This is a genomic window from Enterobacter asburiae (assembly GCF_007035645.1).
Taxonomy (GTDB): Bacteria; Pseudomonadota; Gammaproteobacteria; order Enterobacterales; family Enterobacteriaceae; genus Enterobacter; species Enterobacter asburiae_B.
Map to the genome: position 1 here is coordinate 75,342 of NZ_AP019632.1, position 22,408 is coordinate 97,749.

Genomic DNA, 22,408 nt, shown 5'->3' on the forward strand with positions numbered 1-22,408 from the left:
TGGTCACGCCTTACTGTTTTTATTATTGGGATAACGACGCGCGCGTGGCGGGGGTCCATGCCCCGTAATCGTTAATGGTCTGATAGCTCATGCTGCCCGCATGGCTGAAGGTTTCGGCCAGGGTCACGCTGCCTTTCGGGGGCACCATCACCGGCTGCACCGGCATACCGTCAATTTTCACGTTGATGGTGGTGAGGTAGTACGGCGTGGGGTTGCTGAGCGTGACTTTTCCGGCGCGGTAGGCACCGGCCAGTTTTTTCCACGCCTCTCCCGGGCTCTCGCTGAGTCCCTCCGGGCGATAAAAGACCTTGATGCGGTTAGCCGACGCAAACTGCAGCGTATTCCCGGCGCCGCTTTTCGCCTGCTGGGGGATGGCTTTGACCGTCATCCAGTAGAGCGTCTCCCGATCCGCTGGCAGGGCTTTACCGTTAAACATGATTTTCACCGCGCTTTCGCTGGCCGGTTTTATGACGTACAGCGGCGGTGTGATCGCGAAGTCGTTGGTGCGTTCGCCTTTCTCATTCTCCATCCACGACTGGATGAGGAACGTAGCGTCGGGATGGGTGTTTCTCACCTGCATCATGGCCTGGCTGGTGGCGCTGGAGTAGACCATTCGCGTTGCGCCCAGCCCCACGCCGCCGGCATAGACGGCGGAGGAACATAACGCACCCGCCAGGCAAATCCATGTGTTTACGCGCATAGTGTTTCTCCTGAAAGCTAAGACAGGCCCGGCTCGCAGACCGGGCCTGAGGATTACGAATAGGTCACGGTGTAGGTTGCGACGGCGCTGGCATCACCCGCGGTGGCGCCGCCCTTCGGCGAGTAATATTTCGCGCTGAAGTTCAGGGTGTTGGCACCCTTACGCAGAGGGATGGCCGCAGCAGGTTCACCCAGGTTCACCACGTTGCCCTGCTCGTCATAAAGGCGAATAGCCACGTTTTGCGCAGAGTTGGCGCTGCCGTTTGCCCCGACGGACAAGCTATTAACATCGGAAGTGTCCGGCGTGCCGGTGAAGGTGACGGCCACGGTTGTGGCGGCAATCGGGTTCTCATCCGTAGAGGCTGAGGTATCGGCGATTTCGCAATCTTCCAGGGTGATGGCAAACGCTTTTGCCGTGCTGGCAACGCTGCCTGCCGTCTTCAGCGTTGCGGTACGCACTTCACCCATATCCACGTCAATGTTGGCGCTTCCTGCGCTGATGGCGCAGGCGGAGGTCACCACTTTGCCGCTAAAGTTCACCGTGCCGCCGCTGGTGCCGGCAGCCAGGGCCGTGCCCGCTGGCAGTAATGCCGCAATAGTGATAGCGAGCAGCGTTTTATTATTGAATTGAGCTTTCATTGTCCTGATTCCATTATGGTGTTATGTCGAGATTTGCTCTGAAAGCAGCAGGTCTAACTGGTTAAAAAGACCAGCAAATCTGTCTTGTTCCTGAGCCCGAGTTTTCTTATCGCTGAGCTTTTTAACGCGCTGACACGACGGTAAGAAAGCTGCTCTGTTTCGGCGATGTAACGCATATCCAGACCCTTTCGCAGTTCCTTCAATACCCTCCATTCACCCGGCGTCAGCGATAACGCCGTGGGTTTTTTTAGTGGGCGATAACGGCTATCGACCATTTTTAATACGCTGGCTCGCCAGTGATAAAGCGGGTCCTGCAGCGAGAGATAGGCGTCTATTTCACCGCGTATCCACAGCCAGGAATTTGCCGGTGCGGAATACATGCAAATAAGTACGTCGGGATAAAGGACTTTCATCTTCCTGATATATTTCAGGCAGTCATATCCCGCGTGATATTTCTCCATGCCGGATAAAAAAATCACGTCTACCGGTGCGGCTGCGAGTATCGTTTCGATTTCCATGTAATTATCGATCGATGCTGTAATCTGCATAGCCGGGACAATATTTTTTAATAACGCGGCGATCCCCTGGCGCGCAAAGTGATCTCCACCCAATAGCGCGATATTTAAATGACGTGTGTTGTTGAGCTTATTCGCCATGTCATTCCCTCGATTTATAATTGTAATGAGACTCGTCTGTCTGGCAGAACGATGCCTGTATTTTCGAAGCAATTAAGCATTGCACGGTGTGAGCCCACTATACTCAGGGCGTAAAAGAGGTAACCTGAATTAATCTTAATTTGTTTTAAGTACGGTTTAGGTGTAGCGTCAATTTCTCCTCGCTGAACCGGCTTTTGCTTATTTGCCTGTAAATAATCATACCGGTAGTTTTTATTGAAAAGTTGGCTTTAATAAATGTTTTGTAAGGAAATAGTCTGGGGACGTCATGCGACGAGGGTTGTTACTGACGGTGGCTAACAGTTTCGCACCGAAATTGTTAATTAAGACGACAGCTTTCGAATTGGTCGTAATTTCGAAACCCGCTGGCAGAGCGCGTCCTCTCTGCTTTTGATTAAAAAAACAAATTAAGCGCGCTGAATAATTCAGACAATGATGGCTAAAGCGTTCAACGGGCGCCTTTGTCGAGTTTTGTCAGTGTCAAGACGGCTTAAAATGGCGGTTAAGAAAACTTCAGACTGGTCAGATAAAGAGAAAGGAAAAATAAGATTTTTCGCCAGGCGCCAGGATATACAGTTGCGCATTTATCCGTCACATTAATCCTTACACAGGCGAGGGATACGCAGGTTAACCGTGAAGGGAATCTACTGGCGCAACAGGCGTTGACCGGAGGTATTTAGCCCATTCTATGCATAAGCATTACATTATTAATGGCCTGGTAGAGTTTCATCCAGCGGCCAGCACATTACGCGATCTCAACAATCCTGACCGGGTGGTGGTATTAAATTCCCCGGCGGGGCGCTGTTTGTTGTTATTAATAGAAAGAGTCGGAAGTATTGTGACTCAACAGGAGTGCATGGATATTGTCTGGCAGCGCCGGGGGATGCTGGTTTCGCCTAATACCTACTACCAGAATATTTCTATTCTGCGTAAGGGGCTGAAGAAAGTGGGGTTTGAAACCGATCCGATTGTCACTATCCCGCGTATTGGACTGACGCTCGCAAGCGATACGCAAATCACCGTTAAAGAGACGCAGCCGCAGGCTGAAGAGGAAGAACGTGCTGCTCCGGATGTCTGCGAAGAGACTGTCGCCCCGACGGCCCCGACACGCCGCTTCTGGCTGCCGGGCGCGCTGGTGCTATTGCTGATGCTGGCTGGCGTGAGCGTTATCAGCCATAACCTGCTGCATGACAGCTATTTCGTCGACGGGTACCGCTTCGCGATGAAGATGGGCGAATGTCAGCTCTATTTTTCTCGCGATATTGAAACGCAGCGCGATCGGGATAAAGCCCTGGCCTATGCCGCCCCGTTTAAGGACCAGTGCGCGAACTATCCCTGGGTGTACGTCAGCGGATATATCCTGCTGCCTCGCGCATCGGTCATACGCTGTGACAGGCCAATGACGGAACCCAACCGCTGTATGTCCGATTATTTTATAGAGGATCGCTAGTATGGTTCGCAACCGTCAAACGCTTGTTGCGCTCTGCCTGTGCCTGTTGATGGGGGCTGTCGTGGCGGCGTATTACCTCTGGCATCGCTATTACATCCAGCCCTTTTCCTGCCAGGCGAACTTTATTCAGCATCACCGTGATGAAACGCTCTCTCTGTGGCTGAATTACACCGTGGAGGGTAACAGCGGAATACTCAGCATGAATGGCCGGTTGAAAAGCGATCCCACGAAGACCCTGAATCGCAAAGTTTTCTTTCAGATTGAGCGCAAAGACAGCGTCTATAATCTAACGTCCATACGCAATATGAAATTTCCGGACGACAACATCAGCGACAGCTGGCTGGAGAAGTACGAGCCCTTATTTTTTATCTATCCGAATAAGAATATTTATATGCGTATTAAGAAACAGCAGAATGAGAATTATTTATTTATTCTGGGGGCGCTGCCGACCTATGTGTGCCACACGTCAAAAAACGGATAGCGACAGGGAGAAATGTTTTTAAGTTTTTGCGGGCATCATTTATGCTTGATTTAACAGCCAGGACCTATCTTAGGAAAATATAACAGCGACAATAATGTTGCGATAATGTAATTATTCTTCGGCAAGTTAATGAAAAATATAATTGATGATAGCGTCAGAATGACGCCTGCACGGAATAAATCCCTGCATATGGGTTTACTCCTGTGGCCCCATTTCTCGCTTTTCGCATATTCAGGATTAATAGAGGCGTTACGTATTGCATCCAGCGTCCAGAAGCGTAGCCAGAAAATACGCTTTAAACTCAGCCTGATAAGCACTTATCCCGACTTACCGATAGTGAGCAGCTCAGGGCTCAGCGTGCGGCCTGAGGCCGCCCATGCGCCGCCCGGCGATTTCGACTATATTGCGGCGATCGGCGGAGGTCTGGAGCATCTTCACCAGGGACACCGTGGCGACAGAGCGTTTCTCACGGAGGCTTATCACAACAACGTTCCTCTGATTGGTATTGGTACCGGCAGCTTTATTCTGGCGGAGGAAGGCTTACTGAACGAGCGCCGCGCCTCGATTCATCCTCATCACCATGACGTTTTCACGCAACGGTTTCCGCAGGTTTATGCTGAGCAAGGCCTCGATTTTATCGACGAAGGCGATGTGCTGACCTGCCCGGGCGGGATCTCAACGCTCACCCTGGTAACGGCGCTGATCCGCGCCCACGGGGGAGACGACATTGCGGCCACCACCTCCCGGCGGCTGTCCCTTCCTCCGCATGACGCCGCCACGCCGCGGCCCGCGAATATCGCCATGATCCCTGATTCACGGCTGCGCAGGGCGGTGACGATCGTCGAACAGTATCTGACTCACCCGCTGAACGCCGCCAGGCTCGCGCAGGACGTTAAGCTGAGCGAACGCCAGCTTAACCGCCTGTTTCACGCCGAGTTTGGTAAAACGGCGCGGGAATTTATTCGCAGCGCCAGGCTGCGCTATGCCTGCTGGCTGCTGAAAAACTCTCAGCAGAGCGTGACGGATATTGCGCGGCGGATGCGGTTTAGCGACTGCGCCCACTTTATTCGTCATTTTCAGACCGAGTACGGCTGCACGCCGGGGGTATGGCGCACGTCGCAGAACTGATGCACCTATTTCGTGCTTTCTTCGTAGGGTATTACTGGCTCGCCTGGATAGACTTCCGTTAAAAGCCTAACGGAGGGAAGACGACATGAACTGGCAGCCTTTTCGCGGCGATGCACCGGAAAATATGACGATTTTCAGCGCGTCATTTCCCGACGTCAGCGACCAGTGGCCGATGAAAGACGACGCTGCCCGTGAGATCGCCTCCCTTGACCGCGCCCTGAAAGCCGAGCCAGCGCTCCGGCCTCCGAGGGTGGAATACGACGAAGGGGGGCAGGCCGTGCTTGTCCCGCAGAACCGCTATTCCGAACAGGCCTTCCGCAACCGCCCGGCGCTCACCGCGTGGCGCACCCGGCTGGTGCCCTCCGCGCTGGCGCTGTTTGTGGTGCAAAACCCGCTGGAGGACCGCCTGCCCGACGGCACGAAAATGGACAGCGACAGCCGCCAGTGGTTTATACACGCTAACGATGCGGTTGGCGTGCGATCCCGCGCCAGGGTGCTGGCCGCGCTGGTGGATAAGTACATTCACAACGAAAGTGAAAATAACTGGGTTAGCCTCGCAAGCGGTGCCGCCATTCCGGTGCTGGAGGCACTGCGCGAAGCAAAGCTTGACGGCCAGCGGGTGTATCTCACGCTGGTGGACAAAGACCCGGTGGCGCTCAGCTGGGCCGAAACCATGGCGGCGCAGGAAGGGATTGTGGTGGGCGAACAGCTGACGCTGCTCAGGCGCAACCTGCTCCATACGCTGGTGCGTAACGAGGACCTGCTGCTGGAGCTCGGCGAGCACCAGGCCGAACTGGTCGACGCGCTGGGGATTTTTGAATACTTCAACGATACCGATGCGGTGATTTTTCTCCAGCGCGCGCTGCGGCTGGTTAAGCCCGGCGGCGCGGTGATTGTGTCGAACATGCTCACCAGCAGCCCGCAAATTGACTTTGTGCTGCGGGGTATCGGCTGGGAGGATATTCACCCGAGATCGTTACAGCAGCTGCAGGATATTCACCTCGCGGCGGGCGTACCGGTGGAAAACGTCACCGTGGTGGTGCCGAAGGACGGGGTGTACGCGGTGATGGAGATTAGGGTTTAGCTCGACCTGTTCCCTTTCCCTGAGGGAGAGGGTTAGGGTGAGGGGGAACAGACCGCAAAGCGTGGCTTGAAATAGTTCGGTTTTCCAATCATGATCCCCCCATGAAAATAGAAACCGCACTCCCCACACACTTCGAACGTCTGGTCGCGATCTGGGAATCCTCCGTCCGCGCCACCCATCACTTTTTACAGGAAAGCGATATTGCGGCGTTGCGCCCGCTATTGCTTAACGCCTATCTGCCTAACCTCAAGGTCGTGATCGCTCGCGATGACGCAGGCGTTATTCACGGCTTTTTAGGCGTGGATGAAAACCGCATTGAAATGCTGTTTGTTGATAACGCGAGCCGCGGGAAGGGCGTCGGGAAATTGCTGCTCCAGCACGCCATTGCAGAGTTTGGCGCGAACGAAGTGGACGTGAATGAGCAGAACCCGCAGGGTGTGGGATTTTATCGCCATATGGGGTTTGAGCAGGTCGGACGCTCGGAACTGGACGGGCAGGGGAATCCGTTTCCGTTGCTGCATATGCGGTTGGGTGAGTATAAATAATCAGTAGATAATTTAAAACGTTACCGTAATTTCTGAGGGATATAATAACACCCTTATCATTCATTAAAAAAATAATTGTATTAAGTTACGGTGATATTAATATAGCTCTCGCAAAAGGAGAGCGCAGATGAGCGATGGAATAAAAATTGGCGGAGTGCGACTGCTAACGCTCGGTGAAATTAACCTTGCCAAAACACTTTATGGTTTAAGTATTCGTTATAATGAAGTGTGGATTCATCGGGGAAGTTATTTGCCCTTCAATATGCAGAATTTCAGAACCGCAATGACGCCAAACGGTGAGATTTACTTTATGGAAGGTACGTATGAAAACGACTTTACGGTATGATGGTACGCCTTCGTGGAGCATTCTCCTGGGCTGTCGACTATTTCTACCATTTAGATAAACATCACTTGCTTGATTACGGTCTCGAGCAACAAGCCTCTATCGTCAGTGATTTCTGGCTGCTCAATACCTATGGATTTGATCCCCGCAGCAACCTGCATAAACTCATTGATTACGACCCATCGGAACCAAAACAGGATCTTCTCAGGCGGTATGAAGTTATTTTAGGAGACTTTCCACAGTGAAACTAAAAATTCTATTCATTCCGATTATCTCAATGTTGACCGGTTGTCCGGGTGAAAACCTGAATATTCCTGAGCAGCGAATGATCATGATAAATGGCAATCATTTTTGTTTTAGTGTCGACGAAAAAGATATTTTGAATGGATATACAATTTCGTCTATGCAACACGGTAAATATAAAGAGTTTGCGGCCGAATTTCAAAGGCGTTCATATCCAGATAGTTGTATCGAGATTGCCTTGCCAGCTGGCTATGCCTATGAAATCTCTTATACCTTGAATGAGCGAAATTATTACTATCCATTTTTCAAGGATAATGACGGCAGAGTCATAAATTATCATTAGGAGGAAAGTCAATGTCATTACCCGCATACATGTTTCTTTATGATGAAAATGGAAACCCGATCAAAGGCAGCTGCAATGTTTCGGGCAGAGAAGGTGCGATTGAGATCCTTAACAGCAATTACCACAACCATCAGGTTTGCAGCGCCAGCACGGGCAATCTTATGGGTGCCAGAGAACATGGGGCATTCACTATCCATAAGCAGATCGACAAAACGTCGCCTTACTTTGCAGATGCTTTATGTCAAAGCAAAAGGCTACAGAAAGCGGTTATCCACTACTATGATGTGAACGAAGCAGGATTTGAATTCGAGGTGTACCGCATAACGCTGGATAGTATCGTGATTATGTCTGGCGATGCTGCCCATACCTGGGTTCCGGGGGCGCCTGGTCATAATATGATGGAAAGCATCGGGATTCGTTATCGCGGTATCGAGTGGTTTTATCTGGAGGGACATATTAAATATGAGGATCACTGGAATAAGGTGCCTCAGTGATGCTGTTAGTGAAGATTGGGTCCCTCTACCTTGATGGAGAGGGATTTAAAAAATTAGTTACTGGTAATTTGCCCGATGATTACGCCACGCACTTTTTCGCCATCGAAGTAATAGGAGACCGTATTACTCTGGATGAATCCATTCTGTACTGGCGTCTCCTGATAAAAAAGCATCGCTTTCTTTCTGGAAGGTCAAAAAGAATTTTCTTTAAAGGTGTAATGAGCTTTTACCCACTCGTCACGAATGAGAGGCAGTTAAGAGAACTGGATGGATGGTTAGTTTCTACTATTTATAGAGCTTTATTGTTAAGATCAAAACTTCTTGCTCAGCATGGATATAACAGAAATCATAGTTTCCCATTCAATCAGTCTAAAGTTAACTTACTTACTAATTGTTCAAAAGTTAACTTACTTACTAATTGTTCAAAAGTTAAAATTAATGGAAAAAAATTATTGGAGATTCCTAGTTTCCTTTTGATCAGCAAAGCATTAAGGAAAGGGTTAATAGAAAATGGCATTGAAAGAGTAATGAATCCCAATTCACAAAATTACAACTACCGATGGTAGGGGACTGGCGGAAGATCACAGGAGTCGAACCTGCCCGGGAACGCTGGCGTCCCCAACTGGATTTGAAGTCCAGCCACCTCACCGGAGATGACGATCTTCCGCGCCTCGATTGCTACATGGAGGCGGGGCGCATTATAGCTACTTTCAGGCATTTACCACATACCCCGACACACTTTTTTCACCTCTCTTTTGACCTGTACACCCCTGTTTCAGTTAATTCCTAAGAAAATCCTCATGTTAGCCCCTCGTGCTCCCAACATTTACCGCGATCACAAAAAACAAGAAACGTAATCTGCTAACCAGAAAACGCAATACCCGCTCCTGAAACAATGGTTTAAAACTCTGTAACCGGTCTCAGCGCCCCCTACAGCGTGAAGGATAAAAAAAGATGAGCGAAGTATTGTCAGTTAAAGAGAAGATTGGCTACGGCATGGGAGATGCCGCCAGCCACATCATTTTTGATAACGTCATGTTGTACATGATGTTTTTCTACACCGATATTTTCGGCATTCCCGCCGGGTTTGTCGGCACCATGTTCCTGCTGGCGCGCGCGCTGGATGCGATCTCCGACCCGTGCATGGGGCTGATTGCCGACCGCACCCGCAGCCGCTGGGGCAAGTTCCGTCCGTGGATTTTGTTCGGTGCCATCCCGTTCGGCATCGTCTGCGTGCTGGCCTACACCACGCCGGACCTCAGCCTCAACGGCAAAATGGTTTACGCCGCAGTTACGTACACCCTGCTGACCCTGCTCTATACCGTGGTCAATATCCCCTACTGCGCGCTGGGCGGCGTGATCACCAACGACCCGACGCAGCGCATCTCCCTTCAGTCCTGGCGCTTTGTGCTGGCAACGGCGGGCGGCATGCTCTCCACGGTGCTGATGATGCCGCTGGTGAACCTGATTGGCGGCGACGATAAGGCGTTCGGCTTCCAGGGCGGCATCGCCGTGCTGTCGGTGGTCGCGTTCCTGATGCTGGCGTTCTGCTTCTTCACCACCAAAGAGCGCATCCAGGTGCCGCCGAGCACCACCTCCATGCGGGAAGACCTGCGCGACATCTGGCACAACGACCAGTGGCGCATCGTCGGCGTACTCACCATCCTCAACATCCTCGCAGTCTGCGTGCGAGGCGGCGCGATGATGTACTACTGCACCTGGATCATGGGCTCGCCGGAGGTGTTCGTCGCGTTCCTCACTACCTACTGCGTCGGCAACCTGATTGGCTCCGCGCTGGCGAAACCGCTCACCGACTGGAAGTGCAAGGTCAGCATCTTCTGGTGGACCAACGCCGCGCTGGCGGTGGTCAGCGTGGCGATGTTCTTCGTGCCGATGCACGCCACCGTGCTGATGTTCGCCTTTATCTTCGTCATCGGCGTGCTGCACCAGCTGGTGACGCCGATCCAGTGGGTGATGATGTCCGATACCGTCGACTACGGCGAATGGACCAACGGCAAGCGCCTGACCGGCATCAGCTTTGCGGGCACGCTGTTCGTGCTGAAGCTCGGCCTGGCGCTGGGCGGGGCGATGATCGGCTGGATGCTGGCAGGTGGCGGCTACGACGCGGCAGCCAAAACCCAGAACAGCGCGACCATCAGCATCATTATCGGCCTGTTTACCCTGGCTCCGGCGGTCTGCTACGTGCTGAGCGCCATTATCGCCAAGCGCTACTACACGCTGAAAACCCCCTTCCTGACCAAAATCATGGGTGAGCTGGCGCAGGGCGCGCGCCGCAATCAGCAGGAGTTTGAAACCCTGCCGGTCAGCAAAGAATTGCAGAACTAAGAGGACGAGAGCATGAAAATCAGTGATGGAAACTGGCTTATTCAACCGGGCCTGAACGTGACGTATCCGGTTCAGGTGTTCGACGTGGAGCAGCAGGGCAACGACCTGGTGGTGTATGTGGCGCCGCGCGACGTGCGCGAACGCACCTGGCAGCTCGACACGTTGATGTTCACGGTGCGCCTGTTTGCCCCGCAGGAAGGGATTGTCGGGGTGCGCATTGAGCATTTTCAGGGCGCGCTGAATAACGGCCCGCACTATCCGCTGAACGTTCTTAAAGACGTGAAGGTAGAGATTGAAAACAACGCCGACTTTGCCGAGCTGAAAAGCGGCAGCGTCAGCGCGCGCGTCACCAAAGGCGAGTTCTGGGCGCTGGATTTCCTGCGCAACGGCCAGCGCATTACCGGCAGCCAGCTGAAAAACAACGGCTACGTGCAGGACAGCAATACCGACCGCAATTACGTGTTCGAACGTCTGGATCTGGGCGTGGGGGAAACGGTCTACGGTCTGGGAGAGCGCTTTACCGCGCTGGTGCGCAACGGCCAGACGGTCGAAACCTGGAACCGCGACGGCGGCACCAGCACCGAGCAGTCCTACAAAAATATCCCGTTCTACCTGACCAACCGCGGCTACGGCGTGCTGGTGAATCATCCCGAGAACGTCTCGTTTGAAGTCGGCTCCGAGAAGGTCTCCAAAGTGCAGTTCAGCGTGGAAGGGGAATATCTCGAGTACTTCGTGATCGACGGCCCGACGCCGAAAGAGGTGCTGAACCGCTATACGCAGTTTACCGGGCGTCCGGCGCTGCCGCCTGCGTGGTCGTTCGGCCTGTGGCTCACCACCTCGTTCACTACCAACTACGACGAAGCGACGGTAAACAGCTTTATCGACGGCATGGCCGAGCGCGACCTGCCGCTGCACGTCTTCCACTTCGACTGCTTCTGGATGAAGGCCTTCCAGTGGTGCGACTTCGAGTGGGACCCTGTGACCTTCCCGGATCCGGAAGGCATGATCCGCCGCCTGAAGGAGAAAGGGCTGAAGGTCTGCGTGTGGATTAACCCGTACATCGGCCAGAAATCCCCGATTTTCCGGGAGCTGAAAGAGAAGGGCTACCTGCTCAGGCGCCCGGACGGCTCCCTGTGGCAGTGGGACAAATGGCAGCCGGGGCTGGCGATTTATGACTTCACCAACCCGGACGCGTGCCGGTGGTATGCCGACAGGCTGAAAGGCCTGGTGGAAATCGGCGTCGACTGCTTCAAGACCGACTTCGGCGAGCGTATCCCGACGGACGTGCAGTGGTTCGACGGGTCCGATCCGCAGAAGATGCATAACCACTACGCCTACATCTATAACGAGCTGGTGTGGAACGTGCTGAAGGAGACGGTGGGGGAGGAAGAGGCGGTGCTGTTTGCCCGCTCGGCGTCCGTCGGGGCGCAGCAGTTTCCGGTGCACTGGGGCGGCGACTGCTACGCTAACTACGAGTCGATGGCCGAAAGCCTGCGCGGCGGGCTGTCGATTGGCCTGTCCGGCTTCGGGTTCTGGAGCCACGATATCGGCGGGTTCGAAAACACCGCTCCGGCGCATGTCTACAAACGCTGGTGCGCGTTCGGGCTGTTCTCCAGCCACAGCCGCCTGCACGGCAGCAAATCCTATCGCGTGCCGTGGGCGTACGATGACGAGTCCTGCGACGTGGTGCGCCACTTCACCCAGCAGAAGTGTCAGCTGATGCCGTACCTGTATCGTCAGGCGGCGCTGGCCCGCGAGTTCGGCACGCCGATGCTGCGGGCGATGATGCTGGAGTTCCCGGACGATCCGGCATGCGATTACCTCGACCGCCAGTACATGCTGGGGGATGCGGTGATGGTCGCGCCGGTGTTCTCCGAGGCGGGCGACGTGCAGTTCTACCTGCCGGAAGGACGCTGGACGCATCTGTGGCATAACGACGAAATTCAGGGCAGCCGCTGGCATAAGCAGCAGCACGATTTCATGAGCCTGCCGGTCTACGTGCGCGACAACACCCTCCTGGCGCTGGGCAACAATAACCAGAAGCCGGACTACGCGTGGAATGAGGGGACGGCCTTCCAGCTGTTTAACCTGGACGATGGCGCAACGGCGGTGAGCGAAGTGCCTGCGGCGGACGGGGCCGTGGCGTTTACGCTGAAGGCGTCACGTCGGGGCGATATCGTGACCTTTACCGGCGCGGGAGACGCGAAAAACTGGTCCGTGTGCTTGCGCAACGTACAGAAGGTGAGCGGCGTAAAAGGTGGTTCACACGCGGGCAGCGAATGGGGTGTGGTGGTGAAAGCGGAGGGGAATGAGGTGGTGGTTCACATTTAATTCCCCTCACCCTAACCCTCTCCCCAAAGGGGCGAGGGAAGGGTTTGCTCCCTCTCCCTTTCAGGGAGAGGGCTGGGGTGAGGGTGCGGTCGATACCACACCGCCCGTCATCGTCTGCTGCACCTGCTGTTTATCCATATTTACCGCGTTCAGCTTGCCGTTCACCGTTGGCTTCAACGGTGCGCTGGCCTGCACGCTGCCGCTGGCGGTGAGCTGAATATTGCCGTCGCCCGTAATCGGCAGCGCAGGCCAGCCCCACTGCTGCAGCACGTTGAGCGGCACGCCGCGCCCGTTCAGGCTCACCGTGGTCTGCCGCTGCGGCAGCTGAGAAACCGTCGCCGTGGCTTCCAGAATGCCTTTCTCGGTAAAGGCGCTCAGGTCGGTAATGTTCACCGTGGCGGCGTTCGCATTCAGCGCCAGCGACGGACGGCGCACGTCCACGCGGTTAAAGGTCGCCGCCGCGCCGTTCAGGGTTGCGCTGCCGCCCCAGATACCCCATTGGCGATCTTTCACCAGCTGCAGGTTTGCGCCGTAGCCGTCCAGAGAGGTGATCTGCCACGGGAAGGCGGGATCGATGTCGATCACCAGGTTGCGGCTCAGGCCGAATTTTTGCAGCGTGACGCTGTTCAGCCATTCCGGCAGAGGCTCCATCCACAGCGTTTTCCAGTTCTGCGGCAGGGTGTACTCCAGCCCGGCGATGGCAACATCGTCCAGCACCAGCGCTTTACCGTCGCGCAGCCAGTTACCAGACGTGCGCACCATGCCGCCTTCCCAGCGGGAGGTGAACTGACGCAGCGCCATGCCCTGCGGGGAAAACTCCGCATTCAGGATCGGGTCGAAAAGATGCAGCGAGCCGTAGATAAACTCGCTGGCGTTCATGGACAGCCGGCCTTCCTGGCTCTGCCAGTCGCCTTTGCTAAGAGTCAGGTTGCGCAGGCTTAAATCGAGATCGGTCACCGCCCAGTCCGGGCCCTGAAGCCGGGCGTCGGTTACGTCCAGACGACCAATCTGCAGAGAAGGGATGGAGGCCAGCGGCACGAAGAACGCCATCAGCGTTTTATCGCTCTGCAGGCGGATCTCATTCAGGCGCATCGTGTCGATAATCCAGCTCCCGTCGGCGTTGCGCAGGGCGGAGCCGGTAAGCGAGCCACGGGCCATGTCGGCACCAATCGTTTTCAGCACCACTTCCTTGCCGTTGAGCTGGCCCTCGATTAGCACGTTGGTCGCCGGTACGCCGTTCAGGGTCAGCGAGCCCGCGCTCATCTGGATCTGCGCGTTGTTCCCCAGCACGTTGCCCGCTTCCGGCTGCCACGGGCTGACGCCGCCCGTGACCTTCTGCGCGCTCAAGTCCCATTCAGTATTCGGGCTGTTAAAGGCCATGTTGTTCAGCTGCAGGCGATCCGCCTGGAAAGGCAGCGGTGCCGTCTGAGGCGAGAGATTCAGCGTGCCATCGAACAGGGTGATGGTGTCCATATGCAGCGGATCGGTTATCTGGCGGCTGCTCAGGCCGATATCGACTTTTTTGGCTACCAGCGTGGCGGGTTTACCGTCCCGACCGAAGGTGACGTTTTCCAGAATGATGTGGGAAGGCGACGAAAAGCGGTGATTCATCTTGTCGAAACTGAGTTCGTAGTCGGTATTCACCGTCACCCAGCTGCTGACCTGAGACGCGCCCCAGCGGGTCTGGAGCAAAATGTAGAACGCCAGCAGCACAATGAGCAGGGCTACCAGAAGATAGATGAGGAGCTTTCCAATAAATTTCATGGTCTTCCATCCCGCAAAACGCACATAAGGGAGTTATGCACGATTTATGCGCAATCCTCAAGGCGGGAATGGTGTAATTAGATGTCACGGCAGGCATTGGCTGCCTGCCGTGAAGAGGATCAGTTCTTTTCAGGCGGGAAAACGAGGTTCAGAACGATAGCGGTGATACCGCCCGCGGCAATGCCGGAAGAGAGCAGGTTTTTCACCCAGTCAGGCGCAAACTGCAGGATCAGCGGCTGCTGGGAAACACCCAGACCGACGGCCAGCGACAGCGCGATAATCATGATCGCGCGGCGGTTCAGCGGCTCGCGGGAGACGATACGCACGCCGGAGGCCGCGATGGTCCCGAACATTACCAGCGTTGCGCCGCCCAGCACCGGCTCAGGAATGTGCTGCACAAAGCCGCTTACCGCCGGGAACAGGCCGAGGACGATCAGCATCAGCGCCACCACAAAACCGACGTAGCGGCTGGCAACCCCGGTCAGCTGGATCACGCCGTTGTTCTGGCCGAAGCAGGAGTTCGGGAAGGTGTTGAATACCGCAGAGACAAACGAGTTCAGGCCGTTCGCCAGCACGCCGCCTTTCAGACGCTTCATGTACAGCGGGCCGGACACCGGCTGCTCGGAGACGTCGGAGGTGGCGGTGATATCGCCGATGGTCTCCAGAGAGGTGATCATAAAGACCAGCATCAGCGGCAGGAGCAGGCCCCAGTCGATGCCCAGTCCGTAGTACAGCGGCGTGGGGACAGTGATCAGCGCGCTGTTGGTCGGCGCGGTGTTCTCCGGCAGCATGCCCAGCGCCCACGCCAGCAGGTAGCCCGCCGCCATGGCGATCACCAGCGAGGCGACGCGCAGGTAAGGATTTCGCTGGCGGTTAAGCAGAATAATGATCGCCAGCACGACCCCCGCCAGCAGCAGGTTTTTCGGCGCGCCGAAGGTGTGGTCGCTCATTGCGGCATAGCCGCCGCCGATGGAGGTGAGGCCCACCTGAATCAGCGACAGCCCAATAATCATCACCACCACGCCGGAAACCAGCGGGGTGATGACGCGGCGAGCCAGATGCAGAACGCGGGAGATGACCATCTCCGTACAGCTGGCCAGCATCAGGGTGCCGAACAGCGCCGCCATCATGGTTGGGACATCCGCACCGCCGGTTTTCAGCGCCGTACCGCCCATGATAAGCGGTGCCACGAAGTTAAAGCTGGTGCCCTGAATCGACAATAATCCCGACCCCACCGGCCCCCACGCTTTAATTTGAATAATCGAGGCCACGCCGGAGGCGAAGAGAGACATGCTGATAATGTGCTGCGTGTCCTGCGCCGGTAAACCGAGCGCCTGGCAAATTAGCAGCGCCGGGGTGATCACCGCAACAAACATCGCCAGAAGATGCTGGCAGGCGGCGAAAAGCGTTTGCGGCAGCGGCGGGCGATCCTCAAGGCGGTAAATCAGTTCGCTATTTTGCTTCTGCGCAATCGGTTGCGCATCAGGCGACTCTATGGTGTTAACGGACATCGGCGGCAATCCCACGGTGGAAAAGCGGGCATTTTATCTGACCACCTGGTAAAAGCAAACGATTGCCAGCAAAAAAAGGGAAGAAAATCTGCCGCTGTGAGCAGGTTTTCTACAACGCGTGGGGAAAAAAAATTACACTTTTTGCGCCGGGGGCTCATGAAGAGCGCAAACCGGCCCAGGATAACGCCGCGTGTGTATGGAACACGCGCATAACAGGAGCCTTTTATGATTCATCTCGATACGTTGTCGACCCTTGTTGCCGCAACGCTGGTTCTTCTGCTTGGTCGCAAGCTGGTACATAGCGTTTCCCTTCTGAAGAAATACACCATTCCTGAACCTGTCGCCGGTGGCCTGCTGGTGGCTCTGGCCCTGCTGTTACTGAAAAAAAGCATGGGCTGGGAAATCGATTTTGATATGTCCCTGAAAGATCCGCTGATGCTGGCCTTCTTTGCCACTATCGGCCTGAACGCAAACCTGGCGAGCCTGCGCTCGGGCGGTAAGGTGCTCGGCGTATTCCTGATTGTGGTGGTGGGGCTGCTGCTGATGCAAAACGCCATTGGCATCGGCATGGCAACGCTGCTGGGGCTGGATCCGCTGATGGGACTGCTGGCGGGGTCGATTACACTTTCGGGCGGTCACGGAACCGGGGCCGCGTGGAGCAAGCTGTTCATCGAGCGCTATGGGTTTGAAAACGCGACGGAAGTGGCGATGGCCTGTGCGACCTTTGGCCTGGTGCTGGGTGGCCTGATTGGCGGCCCGGTGGCGCGGTATCTGGTTAAGCACTCCACCACGCCGAACGGCAGGCCGGACGATGAGCTGGTGCCGACCGCCTTCGAAAAGCCGGACGTTGGCCGCAGCATCACCTCGCTGGTGCTGATTGAAACTATCGCGACGATCGCCATCTGCCTGACCGTGGGCAAAGTGGTTGCGCAATGGCTGGCGGGTTCCGCGTTTGAACTGCCGACGTTTGTCTGCGTGCTGTTTATCGGGGTGATCCTGAGCAACGGTCTGGCGCTGATGGGCTTCTACCGCGTGTTTGAACGGGCGGTATCGGTGCTCGGCAACGTCTGTCTGTCGCTGTTCCTGGCGATGGCGCTGATGAGCCTCAAGCTGTGGGAGCTAGCCTCGCTGGCGCTGCCGATGGTGGCGATACTGGCGGTGCAGGCGCTGTTTATGGCGCTGTACGCCATGTTCGTGACCTGGCGCATGATGGGCAAAAACTACGATGCGGCGGTGCTGGCAGCGGGTCACTGCGGGTTTGGTTTGGGGGCCACTCCAACGGCTATCGCCAACATGCAGGCGATCACCGAACGGTTCGGGCCATCGCACATGGCGTTTCTGGTGGTCCCGATGGTCGGGGCGTTCTTTATTGATATCGTGAACGCGCTGGTGATCAAGCTGTACCTGATGCTGCCGATGTTTGCCTGAGATCAGGCGTTGGAATACCGCTCGGTTTCCGGCATCCAGCGCTCAATTAACGCTGCCGCCTGTTCGGGGTAGCATTCATGAATATGGCGGGCGAGGCGCTGAACCTCGGGGATCATGGCCTGATCGCGCAGCAAGTCCGCTACTTTGAACTCCGCGTTACCCGTCTGACGCGTGCCCAGCAGTTCGCCCGGGCCGCGGATCTCCAGGTCTTTTTGCGCAATCACAAAACCGTCGTTGCTGTCGCGCAGCACCTGCAGACGCATCTGGGCGGTTTTGGAAAGAGGCGCTTTGTAGAGCAGTACGCAGTGGGACGCAACCGCGCCGCGGCCGACGCGCCCGCGCAGCTGGTGGAGCTGGGCAAGGCCGAGACGCTCCGGGTTTTCGATGATCATCAGGCTGGAATTGGGGACGTCCACGCCGACTTCGATCACCGTGGTGGCGATCAGCAAATGCAAATCACCCTGTTTGAACGACTGCATCACCGCCTGTTTTTCGGCGGGCTTCATGCGTCCGTGAACCAGACCCACGTTCAGCTCGGGCAGCGCCAGCTTAAGCTCTTCCCACGTTGCTTCGGCAGCCTGTGCTTCCAGCAGTTCAGACTCTTCAATCAGCGTACAGACCCAGTAGGCCTGACGCCCTTCCTGGGTGCAGGCGTTGCGCACGCGGTCAATGATATCGCTGCGGCGCGTGTCGGGAATGGCGACCGTTGTGACCGGCGTACGGCCCGGCGGCAGTTCGTCGATGGTGGAGGTATCCAGATCGGCGTAGGCGGTCATCGCCAGGGTGCGTGGGATCGGCGTAGCGGTCATGATCAGCTGATGCGGGTGGAAGCCCTGCTGCAGGCCTTTTTCCCAGAGCGCCAGACGCTGATGTACGCCGAAGCGGTGCTGCTCGTCGATAATCACCAGCGCAAGACCGTTAAACTGCACCTGCTCCTGGAAGATGGCGTGCGTGCCGACAATCATCTGCACCTGCCCGCTGGCAATAGCCTCCTGTTGCGCAAGGCGCGCTTTGCCTTTTTGCTTCCCGGCAAGCCAGCCCACTTCAATTCCGAGTGGCGCAAACCAGGCGCGGAAATTGTTGGCGTGCTGTTCAGCCAGCAGCTCGGTCGGCGCCATTAGCGCCACCTGTTTACCATTAGCAATCGCGCGCAGGGCCGCCAGGGCGGCAACCAGCGTTTTACCGGAGCCCACGTCGCCCTGCACCAGACGCATCATCGGCACGTCGAGCGCCATATCGCGTTCAATCTCGGCGGTGACGCGCGCCTGCGCGCCGGTGGGTTTAAACGGCAGCGAGGCCAGCAGCTTATCTTTGAGCGCATCGTTCTGGCTTAACGGCTGAGCGTGGAAACGCTGCGCGCCCGCGCGAAGCGCCAGCATGCTCAGGTTATGTGCCAGTAATTCCTCAAGGATAAGACGCTGTTGTGCGGGATGTTTGCCGCTTTCTAAATCGCTGAGCTGCAGCGTTGGCGGCGGGCGGTGCAGGGTGCGCAGCGCCTCGGGCAGGCTCATCATGCCCTGCGCCAGCTCGGGCGGCAGCAGCTCGGTAATGGCGCAGGTATCCAGCAGCTCCAGCGCCTGATCGGTGAGCTTGCGCAGCGTCGCCTGCTTGATGCCTTCGGTCGTTGGGTAAACCGGGGTAAGCGTCTCCTGCATTTCCGGCGTGCTGAGATCGCCCTGCACGCGGTACTCCGGGTGGATCATCTCTGCGCCGTATTTCCCGCGTTTGGCTTCGCCATAGGCCAGCACCCTGCGGCCCGTCGCCAGGCTGTTTTTCATCGCCGCGCTGAAGTTGAAAAAACGCATGGTGAGAATGCCGGTGCCGTCGCTGATCTGGCAGGTCATCATTCGGCGTCCGCCGAAGGTGATGTTGCAGTTCAGGACTTCGCCTTCAACGGTGGCGTAAGTGGAGGGAAGAAGATCGCCAATCTTGTAGAGCTGGGTGCGGTCTTCGTAACGCAGGGGGAGGTGAAGCAGGAGATCCTGAACGGTGTGCAGGCCAATTTTTGCAAGCTTATTACTTTGCGCTGAGCCCACGCCCGTCAGGCTGTTAAGCGGGATAGCATCCAGCAGGCGGCCTTTCATCGCTTACCCGGCGTACTGCATGGTGGCCCACCACTCGGCATCGGCTTCAATTTCGCCCTGCGCGTTGACGTGGGGGTAAGGCAATTTTTTCTGCTTCGCAACGCGAGCCAGAACCGGATAACCACCTTCAAACAGCAGGCGCTGCTGTTCCTCTTCCGGCAGCATGCTGTTGCTGCGCTCGTACATCCCGGCGTTCTGACGCTGGCGCTGCGCTTCATACAGAATGAGCGCGGACGCCACGGAGACGTTGAGAGACTGGACCATGCCGATCATCGGAATGATGATGTCACGATCCGCCAGATCCAACGCTTCCTGGGTGATCCCGGTTTTCTCCTGACCCATCAAAATGCAGGTCGGGCGGGTGTAGTCGATCTCGCGAAAATCTACGGCTTTAGCGGACAGGTTAGTGGCGAGGATCTGCATCCCGCGCCCTTTTAGGTGCGATACGGCTTCGCCAATGGTGTGATGATTTTTGACAGACACCCAGCTGTTGCTGCCTGCCGCCGCCGAGACCGTATTGCGCATACGGCCGTCCGGCCAGACGGCGTGCACTTCATGCACACCGACGGCATCTGCGGTACGGACGATAGCAGAGACGTTATGAGGTTTATGCACCTGCTCCATGCAGACCGTCAGGTCAGGCTGACGCCTGGCGAGCATTTCGCAGATACGTGCATAACGTTGTGAATTCATAAACCTAGTTTCGGTTTCGGGTGACTTTAATCACGTCCGGCATGACGCGGATCTTGCGCATAATATTCGCCAGATGCACGCGGTCGCGGGCGGTCAGACGAATAAAGGCGCTGTACACGCGGCCATCTTTTTCTTCCGTATTCAGGCTCTGAATGTTGGAAGAAGCCGTGTTGATCGCTGCCGTCAGGTTCGCCAGAGCACCCTGATGGTTGAACATATCCACCTTAATTTCGGTGATAAATTCCTGCGCGGTCTCTTTATCCCACTCGACCGCCATAAACTTCTCGGCTTCTTTCTGGTAGCCGCGAATGTTACGACAGGACTCGTGGTGGATAACCAGCCCTTTACCCGGGCTGACGTGCGCAATAATCGGGTCGCCAGGAATTGGACGACAGCATTTTGCGAAGGTGATCAGCACCCCGTCTGCGCCTTTAATCGGCAGGTGTCCGTGGCTTTGCGTGGTTGCAGGCACCGCTGTCGTGTCGCCTTGCTGCAGATTCTTCGCCACCACCACGCTCATGGCGTTGCCGAGGCCAATCTCTGCCAGCAGGTCGTCAAGCGACGCAAGCTTCATGCGCTCCAGCTCGCGCTGGACGTTCTCCTGCGGAATTTCAGCCAGCTTACGGCTACCGCCCAACGCGTGGTTGAGCAGACGACGCCCCAGGCTGACGGAATCATCGCGCTTGAGGTTTTTCAGCAGCTGGCGAATTTTGGCGCGTGCTTTGGAGCTCACGACAAAGTTCAGCCAGGCCGCGTTCGGACGTGCGCCCGGCGCGGTAATAATTTCTACCGTCTGGCCGCTGGAGAGCGGTTGAGACAGCGGATAAGGCTGTCTGTCGACACGCGCGCCGACGCAGGCATGCCCGATATCGGTATGCACGGCGTAAGCGAAGTCGACCGGCGTTGCGCCCGCAGGCAGTTCGACAATGCGCCCTTCTGGGGTGAAAACGTAAATCTCATCCGGGAAGAGATCGGATTTAACGCTCTCGATAAATTCAAACGAGCTACCCGCACTCTGCTGAAGCTCCAGCAGGCTCTGCATCCAGCGCTGGGCACGGATTTGTGCGGTCGTGCTGCTTTCGCCACCGTGCTCTTTATATGCCCAGTGTGCGGCAACACCCATCTCTGCCATCTGGTCCATGTCTTCGGTGCGAATTTGCACCTCAACAGGCACACCGTGTGGCCCGATCATCGAGGTGTGCAAAGATTGATAGCCGTTCGCTTTTGGAATGGCGATGTAATCTTTCATGCGGCCCGGACGCGGTTTGTAGAGGCTGTGCATCTGCCCCAGCACGCGATAGCAGGTGTCCGAGTCGTGGACAATTACGCGGAAGGCGTAGATATCCATGATCGAGTGAAAACGCTGCTCTTTGAGCACCATTTTGCAGTAGATGGAGTACAAATGTTTTTCGCGACCGCTGACGCGGCACGGAATTCCCGCTTCCTGTAAGCGCCCTTCAATTTCCGAGAGGATTTTTTGAATCATCTCTTTACGGTTACCGCGTGCGGCTTTCACCACCTCTTTAATCACGCGATAGCGGTTCGGGTACAACGCTTCAAAGCCCAGCTCTTCCAGCTCGGTTTTAATGTGGTGAATACCTAAACGGTGCGCCAGCGGACTGTAGATTTCGAGGGTTTCACGGGCAATGCGGCGACGTTTATCCGGGCGAAGTGAGCCCAGCGTGCGCATGTTGTGGGTACGGTCAGCGAGTTTGATGAGAATGACACGGATATCCTGCACCATCGCCATAATCATCTTGCGGAAGTTTTCGGCTTGCGCCTCTTTCTTGTCGCGGAAATTCAGCTTATCAAGCTTAGAGACCCCTTCCACCAGTTCGGCAACGCTTTTGCCAAACAGCTGTTCCATGTCCTGATAAGTGGCAGGGGTATCTTCGATCACGTCATGCAGCAGAGCGGCCATCAGCGTTTCGTAGTCGAGTTTCATCTCGGCCAGAATACAGGCCACCGCTACCGGGTGCGTGATATAGGGTTCACCGCTTGAACGTGTCTGGCCCTCGTGAGCGTCACGTGCAACGAGATACGCCTGCTGAAGACGCTTAATCTGGTCTTCAGGCAGGTAGGTTTGAATCAGTTGATTCAGGCTTTCAAACAGATACAAGGGCGACCC

19 protein-coding genes, 1 tRNA gene and 1 pseudogene are annotated in these 22,408 nt (G+C 56.1%); 12 read left to right on the plus strand and 9 right to left on the minus strand.

Annotated features, from left to right (window positions below):
- Positions 1-22: 22 nt before the first annotated feature.
- The 3 genes from FOY96_RS00310 to FOY96_RS00320 are packed head-to-tail and all read right to left on the minus strand — an operon-like array spanning position 23 to position 1,994.
- Positions 23-700, minus strand: a complete 678-nt coding sequence (locus tag FOY96_RS00310; RefSeq protein WP_087823666.1) for a fimbrial biogenesis chaperone — start codon at positions 698-700, stop codon at positions 23-25.
- Positions 701-753: 53 nt separating this feature from the next.
- On the minus strand, positions 754-1,338 hold the full coding sequence (locus FOY96_RS00315; protein WP_143346338.1) for a fimbrial protein: 585 nt from the start codon (positions 1,336-1,338) through the stop codon (positions 754-756).
- 53 nt (positions 1,339-1,391) lie between these two features.
- Positions 1,392-1,994, minus strand: a complete 603-nt coding sequence (locus FOY96_RS00320) for a helix-turn-helix transcriptional regulator (protein ID WP_143346339.1) — start codon at positions 1,992-1,994, stop codon at positions 1,392-1,394.
- 706 nt (positions 1,995-2,700) lie between these two features.
- Between FOY96_RS00320 and FOY96_RS00325 the strand changes: the two genes are divergently transcribed.
- The 9 genes and pseudogenes from FOY96_RS00325 (at position 2,701) to FOY96_RS00365 (ending at position 8,689) form a co-directional block, all read left to right on the plus strand.
- Positions 2,701-3,462: a winged helix-turn-helix domain-containing protein gene (locus tag FOY96_RS00325; RefSeq protein ID WP_143346340.1), complete on the plus strand. Its 762-nt coding sequence runs from the start codon at positions 2,701-2,703 to the stop codon at positions 3,460-3,462.
- A gap of 1 nt (position 3,463) precedes the next feature.
- On the plus strand, positions 3,464-3,943 hold the full coding sequence (locus FOY96_RS00330) for a YqeJ family protein (RefSeq protein ID WP_143346341.1): 480 nt from the start codon (positions 3,464-3,466) through the stop codon (positions 3,941-3,943).
- A 189-nt stretch (positions 3,944-4,132) separates the two neighbouring features.
- A complete protein-coding gene (locus FOY96_RS00335; protein WP_047059676.1) occupies positions 4,133-5,071 on the plus strand; it encodes a GlxA family transcriptional regulator in 939 nt (312 codons plus the stop codon).
- Positions 5,072-5,156: 85 nt separating this feature from the next.
- Positions 5,157-6,155 (plus strand): class I SAM-dependent methyltransferase, encoded by a 999-nt coding sequence (locus FOY96_RS00340; protein WP_064673829.1) that lies wholly within the window; start codon positions 5,157-5,159, stop codon positions 6,153-6,155.
- A 101-nt stretch (positions 6,156-6,256) separates the two neighbouring features.
- A complete protein-coding gene (locus FOY96_RS00345; protein ID WP_143346342.1) occupies positions 6,257-6,700 on the plus strand; it encodes an acetyltransferase in 444 nt (147 codons plus the stop codon).
- 127 nt (positions 6,701-6,827) lie between these two features.
- Positions 6,828-7,288 (plus strand): annotated as a pseudogene (locus FOY96_RS00350) (type IV secretion protein Rhs).
- Complete coding sequence (locus tag FOY96_RS00355; protein WP_269473767.1) at positions 7,285-7,629, plus strand: putative T6SS immunity periplasmic lipoprotein; 345 nt, start codon at positions 7,285-7,287, stop codon at positions 7,627-7,629. Before FOY96_RS00350 ends, FOY96_RS00355 begins: the two are co-directional and overlap by 4 nt.
- An 11-nt stretch (positions 7,630-7,640) precedes the next feature.
- Entirely contained in the window at positions 7,641-8,123 is a 483-nt protein-coding gene (locus FOY96_RS00360; RefSeq protein ID WP_143346343.1) for an Hcp family type VI secretion system effector, read from the plus strand.
- Positions 8,120-8,689 (plus strand): hypothetical protein, encoded by a 570-nt coding sequence (locus tag FOY96_RS00365; RefSeq protein ID WP_143346344.1) that lies wholly within the window; start codon positions 8,120-8,122, stop codon positions 8,687-8,689. The genes FOY96_RS00360 and FOY96_RS00365 overlap by 4 nt, the downstream gene beginning before the upstream one ends.
- 5 nt (positions 8,690-8,694) lie before the next feature.
- On the opposite strand, the gene FOY96_RS00370 is transcribed toward FOY96_RS00365, so the two are convergent.
- Positions 8,695-8,789, minus strand: a tRNA-Sec gene (locus FOY96_RS00370).
- Positions 8,790-9,077: 288 nt separating this feature from the next.
- Here FOY96_RS00370 and FOY96_RS00375 point away from each other — a divergent pair.
- The gene (locus FOY96_RS00375) at positions 9,078-10,469 is read left to right on the plus strand and encodes a glycoside-pentoside-hexuronide family transporter (RefSeq protein ID WP_104949767.1); all 1,392 of its coding nucleotides are present in this window, start codon (positions 9,078-9,080) and stop codon (positions 10,467-10,469) included.
- A 12-nt stretch (positions 10,470-10,481) separates the two neighbouring features.
- A complete protein-coding gene (yicI, locus tag FOY96_RS00380) occupies positions 10,482-12,800 on the plus strand; it encodes an alpha-xylosidase (RefSeq protein WP_143346345.1) in 2,319 nt (772 codons plus the stop codon).
- Between the two features lie 60 nt (positions 12,801-12,860).
- Here yicI and FOY96_RS00385 read toward each other — a convergent pair whose 3' ends face one another.
- Both FOY96_RS00385 and xanP read right to left on the minus strand, forming a co-directional pair.
- Complete coding sequence (locus tag FOY96_RS00385) at positions 12,861-14,564, minus strand: AsmA family protein (RefSeq protein ID WP_143346346.1); 1,704 nt, start codon at positions 14,562-14,564, stop codon at positions 12,861-12,863.
- A gap of 119 nt (positions 14,565-14,683) precedes the next feature.
- Entirely contained in the window at positions 14,684-16,075 is a 1,392-nt protein-coding gene (gene xanP, locus FOY96_RS00390; protein WP_014881972.1) for a xanthine/proton symporter XanP, read from the minus strand.
- A 225-nt stretch (positions 16,076-16,300) separates the two neighbouring features.
- Between xanP and gltS the strand changes: the two genes are divergently transcribed.
- A complete protein-coding gene (gene gltS, locus FOY96_RS00395; protein ID WP_033147054.1) occupies positions 16,301-17,503 on the plus strand; it encodes a sodium/glutamate symporter in 1,203 nt (400 codons plus the stop codon).
- Positions 17,504-17,505: 2 nt separating this feature from the next.
- Here the strand turns inward: gltS and recG are convergent, their stop codons facing one another.
- Genes recG through spoT form a run of 3 tightly spaced genes read right to left on the minus strand, consistent with a single transcriptional unit; the run spans position 17,506 to position 22,399 of the window.
- The gene (gene recG, locus FOY96_RS00400; protein WP_143346347.1) at positions 17,506-19,587 is read right to left on the minus strand and encodes an ATP-dependent DNA helicase RecG; all 2,082 of its coding nucleotides are present in this window, start codon (positions 19,585-19,587) and stop codon (positions 17,506-17,508) included.
- A gap of 3 nt (positions 19,588-19,590) precedes the next feature.
- A complete protein-coding gene (gene trmH / locus FOY96_RS00405; RefSeq protein WP_024906644.1) occupies positions 19,591-20,280 on the minus strand; it encodes a tRNA (guanosine(18)-2'-O)-methyltransferase TrmH in 690 nt (229 codons plus the stop codon).
- A gap of 4 nt (positions 20,281-20,284) precedes the next feature.
- The gene (gene spoT, locus FOY96_RS00410) at positions 20,285-22,399 is read right to left on the minus strand and encodes a bifunctional GTP diphosphokinase/guanosine-3',5'-bis pyrophosphate 3'-pyrophosphohydrolase (RefSeq protein WP_023309883.1); all 2,115 of its coding nucleotides are present in this window, start codon (positions 22,397-22,399) and stop codon (positions 20,285-20,287) included.
- Between the last annotated feature and the right edge of the window lie 9 nt (positions 22,400-22,408).

Excerpts from the sequence above, each read along its gene's own strand:
- FOY96_RS00310 (WP_087823666.1), bottom strand. The coding sequence starts at position 700 with ATGCGCGTAAACACATGGATTTGCCTGGCGGGTGCGTTATGTTCCTCC.
- FOY96_RS00315 (WP_143346338.1), bottom strand. The coding sequence starts at position 1,338 with ATGAAAGCTCAATTCAATAATAAAACGCTGCTCGCTATCACTATTGCG.
- FOY96_RS00320 (WP_143346339.1), bottom strand. The coding sequence starts at position 1,994 with ATGGCGAATAAGCTCAACAACACACGTCATTTAAATATCGCGCTATTG.
- FOY96_RS00325 (WP_143346340.1), top strand. The coding sequence starts at position 2,701 with ATGCATAAGCATTACATTATTAATGGCCTGGTAGAGTTTCATCCAGCG.
- FOY96_RS00330 (WP_143346341.1), top strand. The coding sequence starts at position 3,464 with ATGGTTCGCAACCGTCAAACGCTTGTTGCGCTCTGCCTGTGCCTGTTG.
- FOY96_RS00335 (WP_047059676.1), top strand. The coding sequence starts at position 4,133 with ATGGGTTTACTCCTGTGGCCCCATTTCTCGCTTTTCGCATATTCAGGA.
- FOY96_RS00340 (WP_064673829.1), top strand. The coding sequence starts at position 5,157 with ATGAACTGGCAGCCTTTTCGCGGCGATGCACCGGAAAATATGACGATT.
- FOY96_RS00345 (WP_143346342.1), top strand. The coding sequence starts at position 6,257 with ATGAAAATAGAAACCGCACTCCCCACACACTTCGAACGTCTGGTCGCG.
- FOY96_RS00360 (WP_143346343.1), top strand. The coding sequence starts at position 7,641 with ATGTCATTACCCGCATACATGTTTCTTTATGATGAAAATGGAAACCCG.
- FOY96_RS00375 (WP_104949767.1), top strand. The coding sequence starts at position 9,078 with ATGAGCGAAGTATTGTCAGTTAAAGAGAAGATTGGCTACGGCATGGGA.
- yicI (WP_143346345.1), top strand. The coding sequence starts at position 10,482 with ATGAAAATCAGTGATGGAAACTGGCTTATTCAACCGGGCCTGAACGTG.
- FOY96_RS00385 (WP_143346346.1), bottom strand. The coding sequence starts at position 14,564 with ATGAAATTTATTGGAAAGCTCCTCATCTATCTTCTGGTAGCCCTGCTC.
- xanP (WP_014881972.1), bottom strand. The coding sequence starts at position 16,075 with ATGTCCGTTAACACCATAGAGTCGCCTGATGCGCAACCGATTGCGCAG.
- gltS (WP_033147054.1), top strand. The coding sequence starts at position 16,301 with ATGATTCATCTCGATACGTTGTCGACCCTTGTTGCCGCAACGCTGGTT.
- recG (WP_143346347.1), bottom strand. The coding sequence starts at position 19,587 with ATGAAAGGCCGCCTGCTGGATGCTATCCCGCTTAACAGCCTGACGGGC.
- trmH (WP_024906644.1), bottom strand. The coding sequence starts at position 20,280 with ATGAATTCACAACGTTATGCACGTATCTGCGAAATGCTCGCCAGGCGT.